This is a genomic window from Pseudomonas lactucae (genome assembly GCF_016937615.1).
GTDB classification, from domain to species: domain Bacteria; phylum Pseudomonadota; class Gammaproteobacteria; order Pseudomonadales; family Pseudomonadaceae; genus Aquipseudomonas; species Aquipseudomonas lactucae.
Window position 1 is genome coordinate 1 of the sequence record NZ_JAFHKI010000148.1, and the last position, 7,846, is coordinate 7,846.

At 46.4% G+C, this 7,846-nt stretch carries 12 protein-coding genes; 11 read left to right on the forward strand and 1 reads right to left on the reverse strand.

From position 1 onward, the window contains the following. Window positions 1-360: 360 nt before the first annotated feature. Window positions 361-768, reverse strand: a complete 408-nt coding sequence (locus tag JWR98_RS23960) for a helix-turn-helix domain-containing protein (RefSeq protein WP_205491383.1) — start codon at window positions 766-768, stop codon at window positions 361-363. 130 nt (window positions 769-898) lie between these two features. On the opposite strand from JWR98_RS23960, the gene JWR98_RS23965 reads away from it, so the two are divergent. From JWR98_RS23965 to JWR98_RS24015, 11 genes are all read left to right on the forward strand, one after another. Continuing rightward, window positions 899-2,029, forward strand: a complete 1,131-nt coding sequence (locus JWR98_RS23965) for a phage/plasmid replication domain-containing protein (RefSeq protein WP_205491384.1) — start codon at window positions 899-901, stop codon at window positions 2,027-2,029. Continuing rightward, on the forward strand, window positions 2,026-2,259 hold the full coding sequence (locus JWR98_RS23970; RefSeq protein ID WP_205491385.1) for a hypothetical protein: 234 nt from the start codon (window positions 2,026-2,028) through the stop codon (window positions 2,257-2,259). Before JWR98_RS23965 ends, JWR98_RS23970 begins: the two co-directional genes overlap by 4 nt. After that, complete coding sequence (locus tag JWR98_RS23975; RefSeq protein ID WP_205491386.1) at window positions 2,259-2,519, forward strand: hypothetical protein; 261 nt, start codon at window positions 2,259-2,261, stop codon at window positions 2,517-2,519. The genes JWR98_RS23970 and JWR98_RS23975 overlap by 1 nt, the downstream gene beginning before the upstream one ends. Window positions 2,520-2,528: 9 nt before the next feature. Then, window positions 2,529-2,825, forward strand: a complete 297-nt coding sequence (locus tag JWR98_RS23980) for a propanediol utilization protein (RefSeq protein WP_205491387.1) — start codon at window positions 2,529-2,531, stop codon at window positions 2,823-2,825. Beyond that, complete coding sequence (locus JWR98_RS23985) at window positions 2,825-3,049, forward strand: hypothetical protein (RefSeq protein WP_205491388.1); 225 nt, start codon at window positions 2,825-2,827, stop codon at window positions 3,047-3,049. The genes JWR98_RS23980 and JWR98_RS23985 overlap by 1 nt, the downstream gene beginning before the upstream one ends. Window positions 3,050-3,059: 10 nt before the next feature. Beyond that, window positions 3,060-3,284, forward strand: a complete 225-nt coding sequence (locus JWR98_RS23990; RefSeq protein WP_205491389.1) for a major capsid protein — start codon at window positions 3,060-3,062, stop codon at window positions 3,282-3,284. A gap of 410 nt (window positions 3,285-3,694) precedes the next feature. Continuing rightward, window positions 3,695-4,507, forward strand: coding sequence for a hypothetical protein (locus tag JWR98_RS23995; RefSeq protein ID WP_205491390.1), 813 nt, complete (start codon window positions 3,695-3,697; stop codon window positions 4,505-4,507). A gap of 27 nt (window positions 4,508-4,534) precedes the next feature. Further along, on the forward strand, window positions 4,535-4,819 hold the full coding sequence (locus tag JWR98_RS24000; RefSeq protein WP_205491392.1) for a DUF2523 family protein: 285 nt from the start codon (window positions 4,535-4,537) through the stop codon (window positions 4,817-4,819). Between the two features lie 3 nt (window positions 4,820-4,822). After that, window positions 4,823-5,857 (forward strand): zonular occludens toxin domain-containing protein, encoded by a 1,035-nt coding sequence (locus JWR98_RS24005; RefSeq protein WP_205491394.1) that lies wholly within the window; start codon window positions 4,823-4,825, stop codon window positions 5,855-5,857. A gap of 52 nt (window positions 5,858-5,909) precedes the next feature. Then, window positions 5,910-7,163 carry a hypothetical protein gene (locus tag JWR98_RS24010; RefSeq protein ID WP_205491396.1) on the forward strand — a complete coding sequence of 418 codons (1,254 nt, stop codon included), beginning with the start codon at window positions 5,910-5,912 and terminating at the stop codon, window positions 7,161-7,163. A 126-nt stretch (window positions 7,164-7,289) separates the two neighbouring features. After that, window positions 7,290-7,802, forward strand: a complete 513-nt coding sequence (locus JWR98_RS24015; protein ID WP_205491398.1) for a hypothetical protein — start codon at window positions 7,290-7,292, stop codon at window positions 7,800-7,802. Window positions 7,803-7,846: the final 44 nt, after the last annotated feature.

The following is a 7,846-nucleotide window of genomic DNA, read 5'->3' on the forward strand; positions in this document are numbered from 1 at the left end:
AAGCGGCTGCCGGGTCACCAGCTCAGCAACGAGTTGGTGTTAAGCGCGTTTTTGATTGAGTTTCAGCGTTGACATCAAGGCTCTTTCTAAGGCATTCGCCGTTCGTTTTTTGATAGCAAATTCTCATCTGGTGTCCGCATAGAAAGCCCCTTCCAACCACTAACACTTGAGGGGCAACTACTAACACTTGGGGGGCATTTACCTGTTTCCCCAAGTGCCCGCCAAAGAAAAACCCCCAGTGATTCATAGATCCTTGGGGGTTTTTTCTGCTTTAAGCATTCTGAGCTTTTAGCGTGCTTTCGGAGCCATCGGAGTGGGGGTGCTGTTACACCCCCACTTTACCGCGGTTTCCCGCGATCCTTAGTCCCCCAACACACCTAATCTTTTGCTTCCTTCATTGCGTTCACCCTTCATGTACTCTTCCATTTCCAGGCCTTGGAGAATCGAGCCGATCACATTGAGGGCTATAGGTTTGTGGGTTTCATTCAGGCTTCCGAATCGTCGGAGTAGGCCCAACATCTGTATCTCCAACCCACGTTCCTCATCGCTTAGCAATATCTCATCGGTGGTGCATTTGAAGTACTTTGCAAGCGCTATCACTTTGTCAGGTGGCGGTAGGTTTTTACCCTTTTCCCAGCTGGCAACTGTGTTTTCTGCTACTCCGACCGCCTCAGCCACAATTTTCTGCGACACCTTTTTGAGCGCTCGCTTGTTTCTGATGTTCTCTCCGATGTTCATCGCCGCTTCATCTGAATGCTCATGAGTCATTGACTATACCTCCTGTGTTTTTGTACAGCTAACACACATCGATGGTTAAGCTGCTACGTATCTCTTGCAAATAGCCTAACACATGACGTAGTCTTACCTGCGTCGTGTATTGGCTTGACAAGGATTTCGGATGTTCATCGATTGGCTCACAATTTCGCAGGAGCATCAGCATGATCTACCGATCGTATGCGGAATTTTTACGCTGACGGTCGATTCGAACACCAACGAAGTCCTGAGCACCAAGCAGCCTCGCTTCAAGCATCAAGCCAGTTATTCGACCTCCGTCACTATTCATGTCCAAGGCCGAAAGATTCGAGTTGAGGGCAATCCGAGCAGAGTAGGGCGGCTTGACAATCTTTTTGGTTTTACAACCATTGAGCAGTGCGTTTCTGTCTACAACCAGCTTCTTCGCGAATATGGCTTGCCTGGTTTTACTCGTTGTTCTCGTCTCGATATTCGCCAAGGCGCTTCTGGTGCCAGCTCCGGCGACCGCATTGCCGACGGCGCAAAAATCGAACGTATTGACCTTACGACCAATTTTTCGTTGGGCGAAGGCAATGTTTTGGCTTACTTGCGTGGTGTATCCAGTCAACGCATTGGTCACTCTATCGGGTTCTTATATCCGAATGGCCGTACTGTTTCCTGGACTCCGAAAGGAAATGGCCAGGGTGGCCGACTTCAGTATCGAAAGGCTTATGACAAGACTTTTGAAATGGATCAAAACTGCCTTCCAAAAATAAAGCGGATTTATGGTGAGGACTCTGCTGAATATAAGTATGTCCAGCGTGTTCGTGATTACTGTTTTATTGAAGGCGTAGTTCGCTTAGAGCAAGAACTTAAATGTGAATACTTGCAGCGTGAATCCCTTTGTTACTGGGGCTTATTTGATGAAGGGCGTTTAGCCCAGCTCCACTGTGAGTTTCTTAAAATTGATGAAAAGCTGAAGGTGACTGCGATGGATATCGTTAGCATTAGCGAGCAGCTGTTAGCAGAGAAAATTGTTGATACTACTCGCGCCGCGAATACAACTGCCCTTTATGCCATTCAATGGATGAGTGGCCAGTGCTTCGATTTCAAGAAACGACAAGTTCAGGATCATGCTGCACGCCTTAATCGCATTGGTATTAATATTCGTAATGCCTGTGACACTAGCCGATTTGCTCCAATATTTGTTCGACAGTGCCGTGAGGTCACTAAGTCTACCTTGGCTATTCCGTCCTGGTATCAACGACCAAACCATCTCCAGCAGGTCGCGGCATGAAAACAGTTAAGTTTGATGCCACCGTACTTACTGATGGTCAGCGTCGTCGTCTAGCTGAACAGAAGCAAGTGCGCAGCTGCTTTATCAATCCTATTCTTGCTCATCAGGTCGAGCAAACGCTTAAGGCTGTTGATGAGCTGAAAGAGCAGGGCACTAAACCGGAGCGCATTTGGTTTGTTGAGCGTCAAGGTGTGGGAACAATCTGTGTTGCTGAATGGATGGGTTTCTGATGGATAGGGTTGCTTATCAAAATCTACGCTTTGCAGTTGAAATGGAGTTTCTCAATGCTCTCAACAATCCTCAGTTTGATGAACGCGCTGGGATTAATAGTCTTATGCGGTTGTTTCTATCTGCATTGGCTCAGCAAGAAGTAACTCGTCAACGCTCTGCACGAAAATTTAAAACTTTCAGGCGTAACCCTGAAGCTATCGCGCCCAGTTGGGCATATCGTAAGCCCGGCACTGTTCCAGGCTTTCCAACACTGAGATAAGGGCATTATATGTCTAATGTTATTGTAGTTGAAGTAACCGGCAATCATCGTAGCGGTACAGCTGCCAAGTCGGGTAAGCCATATTGCATGTTTGAGGCATATGCTCATTTGCTAAACATTCCATACCCGCAGAAATGCACTTTTTATGCTGAGACTCCCCAGCAGGTTCCTCAGCCTGGAAAGTATGAATGTGATGTTATTGCGCAAGTTCGCGATGATCGTCTGATTTTTGAAGTCGATCCTCGCAACGGTCGTCGTATTAGTTCCGGTGCTCCTAGCGCTTCGACACCGCAGAAGTCTACGTAATGTCCGGTTTATTGCATTGCCCTGGTGATTTGATTATTCAGGGTGGTGCACCCACGTGTTCGGTTGAATGGGTCTCTGTTCCTTACATTGCCCCATTTGATCCGTCACAACTTGATCCATCTGTTCTGGCTCAAGCTTTCGGCGCCGGATTCACATTGGTAGCTAGTTTTTTAGTTATGTCTATGGGTGTTCGCGCGTTTTTAAACTTTATCAAGCAATCTTGAGGATTTACCTATGTTCAAAAAAACTCTCATCGCAACCGTTTCTGCTGTTGTACTTGCTGTTTCCGCGCCGTCTGTCTTCGCTGCTGGTCCTGTTGCCTGGGATTACAGTGGTCTGACTTCCTCCATCGACTTCAGCACCATTTCTGTTGGTGTTCTGGCTGTCGCCGGCATTCTCGCCGGTGTTTACGCTGGTATCAAAGGCGCTCGTATCGTCCTTGGCTTCCTGCGCGGTTAAGGTTTTATCCCTGTTCGACCTGGGCGTCTTATGGCGCCCTTTTTTTATCAAAAATAACGGTAATAGGGATAATTGCACTCTTACTATTCTTATTTTGGGAGCTTTTAACATGGATCAACTTTATTATTTCGCCATGTTCTGTATTGGATCTGGTTGCTCCTTCGCTGTTTTCTCGGGTTGGTGATATGAAATACATTTCTTTCATCCCTTTTTTACTACTTGCTGCGTTTTCGTCGAGTTCTCATGCTGGCTGGACGTGCAATTCTTCATTTTCGTCTTCTTATTCTAGTGAGTGTTCGTCTGCCGGTGTCCAGGACTCGCCTGAGTCGTTTATAACCGCATTCGTAAGTGCTGTTAGGTCGGCTAATACAAGCCCTAATAGGACTGGCTACACTGCTGGGTCTTGCACAATGAATGGCACTTCTAATGCTACCTGTGCTTATTCTTGGACTTCTTTTGGTTCCCCCTTTGATGATAGTGTTGGTATTGTTAAGGAAGCTGCTGTTTGTCCCGACACTGTCGAAACTCGTGGCCCCGATGCTGCCGCCATAAAATCAGGAGATAAGTATTATGTCGCATGGTCAGTCAGCTCTGTTACTGCTGATGTTTGTCACAACTCTTGTTCTTACCTGGCTAGTTCCGCCTCCGGTAGCACCTGCTATCTGTCTCCAAATTCTACAGTCACTGGTTTTTGTAACTACTTCGTGGGTCTTAATGCCGCGAGTCCTTCATGTAATGCTGAATCCGGCTACAAATCTCCCTCCGTTGGAGATCCTCTCACTCCCAGTTCTAATCCTGGCGACGGCGGCGATGGTGGCACCAATCCTGGTGGTGGGAATGACGGCGGCAATGGCGATGGTGGTAGCGGTGGGGATGGTGATTCCGGCTTTGATGGTGAGCTTTCTTTCAATAGTCCAGGATCACTAGAAGGAAAATCGATTCTTGATAGTGAGGTCAATGCTGCCCACTACAATTCCTTTGTCCATGGTATGGAATCTGATTTAAATGAATCTGGATTCGGTAAGGCTCTTAATGAATTCAACCAGAAAATAGCTTCTAGTGGCTCTACAGCAGCTTGTCCTAAGGCTACTGTTGTTCTGCTCGGATCTATGATCACTTTTGACGCGCATTGCGCTTTGTTTGACTTGGTTTCACCCATTCTTTCTGCTGTATTTCTTGCGGCTTGGTCACTTCTTGCTTTGCGCGTTTTCCTTTCTGCTTAATTTTAGCCGCTAAAATTTGAGGTTGTTATGACTGCTTTTGGCAATTGGCTTCTTTCTATTTTGCGAGAAGTTTTACAATTTTTTATCGATTTAATTATCCAGATTGCTGACTGGCTTTGGCAGGCACTTCTTGAACTCATTAGTGCAAGTTTCATCATGGGTTTACTTTCAAGTGCGGGAGAGTTGTTCACTAATATCTCCCCATCTGTTTGGTACTTCATGAACCTGATGCAGCTGCCCTTTGGAATCACTGTTGTTAGCAGCGCCTATTTGTTGCGCTTCCTTGTTCGTCGTATTCCGTTTATTGGGTGATTTATGGCAATCCATGCTTATGTTGGTAAACCAGGCCATGGCAAAAGCTACGGAGTTGTTGAACATGTCGTTATACCGTCTTTAAAGCAGAATAGGCATGTCTATACTAATATTCCGCTTTGTGCTGATGAACTTCTCGCTGTTTTTGGTGGAAATATAACTCAACTCCCAGTTGATTGGTTTGAGCTTGAGGATCTTGGCGTCATCCTCCCTCCTGGTGCAGTCGCCGTTATTGATGAGTGTTGGCGTCGTTGGCCGTCCGGTCAAAATGTTAATCAGGCCAAACTTACCGATAAGTCATTACTTGCTGAGCATAGGCATCGAGTTGACTCAAAAAACAATTCAATGCGTGTCGTTCTCGTTACTCAAGACTTAGCGCAAATTTCTTCGTGGGTTCGGTTGCTTGTAGAAACTACTTTTCGAATCCGCAAGTTTAATAAGAAGCTCTATAAGGTTGACATGTATCAGGGCGCGGTTACGGGCGATTCACCACCGCGCTCAAAGCTTTCGGTAACTAAGCCAGGAACTTTTAAAAAGGAGATTTTTAGTTATTACAAGTCAGCGACTCTTTCAGAGTCTGGATCTGTTGGTGATGAATCTTCGGCAGATGGTCGCTCAAGTATTTTGCGTTCTTTCGGTTTGTGGTCGGCACTGGGTTGTTTTGTTATTTGCATTGTCCTGGGTGTTTATTTTGTCAAAAAGTTCTTTGCTACTGATCAACCTGGTGTGAAGCACTCACTGTCTGTTTCTACGCCAAAGCAACCTAGTGCACCTGCTGAGCTTCCGATTTCAACCACTTGGCGGCTTGTTGGCTTTGTTCATCCTTCAAAGCCAGATCCATCTTCAAACGTTGTTTCTGAAGCTCTTGCCCTGGTAGCTGATAACAATGGGAATACTCGTTACATTTCTTTTGCTCATTGTCGATATTTTCCAGATTTTACCGAAGCTTATTGTTTAGTTGATGGTTTCAAGATTACTAATTGGTCATTAAAAAAACCTAATCCAATTACAGGTGGATTAATTGGGGGTGGTCTTTAGCGTAGCGCTAAGACCGCGCCCAATTAATTAACCAGCAGCCGGAGCTCATCTCATGAATACCTATAAGTTTCTTCGCGGCCTTTATGCCTCTGTATTTCTGTTTTTCTTTGCTTCCTTTTCCCAAGCGGAAACTGTCCCTCAGCCAGTGACTTTTGATTTTCAAACTATCCAGGTTTCATCCGCTTTACAGCTTCTTGCTGATTACAGGGGCTTGAATCTTGTGCTGGACGAAAACGTCCGTGGTTCACTTTCTATGCGTATGAAGGATGTGACCTGGGATGAAGCCATTGAGTATGTGACTTCGGCAAAGGGGCTTTTATATACCGTTGAAGGTAAGTTTCTTCGTGTTAGTGGCTATCCACGTCCAGGTGATTCCTATTCAACAAATTCATATGTTGCTGCCCAAGATCAGCAATTTCAAAGTAGTCCTTCATTTGGCGTCAACTCTTTTGATGTTTCGATCTTCAAGGTACATAACATTTTGGCGTCGGACGCAATAAAAGCATTTCCTCTCGATCCTGGAGAGACCTTGAATTTTGAAGACGGTTCTTCTGTCATCGTTGCCAGGATGAGCAAGGCTCGTTTAGAGCAGCTCAAAACCCTGATTGCTGCTGTTGATTACTCCAGGAAGCAAGTGATGATCCAGGCTCGTATTGTCGAGGTTGACCGCTCGTATTCCAAGAATCTGGGTGTTCAATGGGGTGGCACTTTAGGCAGCGGTGCTGGCACTGTTTCAGGCTCTGTCCCGTTTGGCTTTGCTTCTGGTGCCATCGGGGCTGTTGGCATTGTCTCAAGCGCTTTGACGCTCGATGCCAGGCTTTCAGCGATGGAGCAGGAAGGTAAGGGCAGGGTGATTTCCAGTCCTCGCGTTTATACCTCTGATCGTCATCAAGCTAAAATTGTTAAAGGCTCTCAGGTTCCTTATCAGCAATCCGCCGGCGATGGTGCAACGTCGACATCCTTCAAGCAGGCTGCTTTGTCGCTCGACGTGACTCCGATCGTTAACGATAAGGGTGTGCTGCTGGATGTCATCCTTTCAAAGGATGAGCCTGATTATTCCAATGCGATGAATGGCGTGCCGCCGATCAACACAACCTCGCTGACGTCCCGGGTTTTTTCGCCGTTCGGCCAGACCATTGCTGTGGGTGGTGTTTATTCGGATCTCGATACAACCGTCGTTAGAAGCGTGCCGTTCTTGGGCAAAATTCCTGGCTTCAAATGGTTGTTCACCAGCAGCTCGACGGTATCGACCAGCACTGAACTTGTCCTGTTTCTGACACCTGTGTTGGTCAATCAATATAACTAAACTAAATAGTCATTTAGTTTAGTTATATTTAATTATTATTAAAAACGGAGGAGGGTAGCTCATCCAATGACCTAGGGTAAGCTCATCTTTAGCCGTCGATATATTCATTATAAAGGGCAATGGATTATGGATTATGAGCGTTTGCCGAGTACCTGGGTTATTGAGGAAGCGCGTACTTTTTTGAGGGCTTCACAGATTCTCGAACAATGTGCCTCAAACGGTGATTCCAATCTCTACTGGCCAGCCGTGATGAATTCCGCGCTCGCGTCTGAGCTGCTTCTTAAGTCATTCCTTGTTGAGGCTGACCCTAGATTTCCAAGGTCTGAATATGATCCTGAGGGACATTTGCGTTTGGTCGCCGGTTTGCCTGGAAACAGGCATGGCCTGATCGATCTGTACAACGCCATTCCTATTGAGATGGCCAACCAGGTGCGTGAAACGTCAGAGAGATTGGCTCCAGGCTTTCAACTGGAAAAATGGATCACAAATTGCTCTAAGCTTTTCGTTGGCACTCGATATCCATATGAAGCCAACTCGGTTCAAGGTATTGACCTGGATGTTTTGAAGCTCGCGCCGCACCTGGATCAGGTGTTGGAGGAAATGATCCGTCAACCAGCTAGTGCCAGGCTTCAAATCTGACGTCCAGAGCCCCCCAGGCCCGTATAGGACGGTTCGCATAATGT

What these genes read in the sequence shown, in the direction of transcription:
- JWR98_RS24005 (WP_205491394.1), top strand. Translation starts at nt 4,823, where the DNA reads ATGGCAATCCATGCTTATGTTGGTAAACCAGGCCATGGCAAAAGCTAC.
- JWR98_RS24015 (WP_205491398.1), top strand. Translation starts at nt 7,290, where the DNA reads ATGGATTATGAGCGTTTGCCGAGTACCTGGGTTATTGAGGAAGCGCGT.
- JWR98_RS23985 (WP_205491388.1), top strand. Translation starts at nt 2,825, where the DNA reads ATGTCCGGTTTATTGCATTGCCCTGGTGATTTGATTATTCAGGGTGGT.
- JWR98_RS23975 (WP_205491386.1), top strand. Translation starts at nt 2,259, where the DNA reads ATGGATAGGGTTGCTTATCAAAATCTACGCTTTGCAGTTGAAATGGAG.
- JWR98_RS23965 (WP_205491384.1), top strand. Translation starts at nt 899, where the DNA reads ATGTTCATCGATTGGCTCACAATTTCGCAGGAGCATCAGCATGATCTA.
- JWR98_RS23995 (WP_205491390.1), top strand. Translation starts at nt 3,695, where the DNA reads ATGAATGGCACTTCTAATGCTACCTGTGCTTATTCTTGGACTTCTTTT.
- JWR98_RS24010 (WP_205491396.1), top strand. Translation starts at nt 5,910, where the DNA reads ATGAATACCTATAAGTTTCTTCGCGGCCTTTATGCCTCTGTATTTCTG.
- JWR98_RS23990 (WP_205491389.1), top strand. Translation starts at nt 3,060, where the DNA reads ATGTTCAAAAAAACTCTCATCGCAACCGTTTCTGCTGTTGTACTTGCT.
- JWR98_RS23960 (WP_205491383.1), bottom strand. Translation starts at nt 768, where the DNA reads ATGACTCATGAGCATTCAGATGAAGCGGCGATGAACATCGGAGAGAAC.
- JWR98_RS23970 (WP_205491385.1), top strand. Translation starts at nt 2,026, where the DNA reads ATGAAAACAGTTAAGTTTGATGCCACCGTACTTACTGATGGTCAGCGT.
- JWR98_RS24000 (WP_205491392.1), top strand. Translation starts at nt 4,535, where the DNA reads ATGACTGCTTTTGGCAATTGGCTTCTTTCTATTTTGCGAGAAGTTTTA.
- JWR98_RS23980 (WP_205491387.1), top strand. Translation starts at nt 2,529, where the DNA reads ATGTCTAATGTTATTGTAGTTGAAGTAACCGGCAATCATCGTAGCGGT.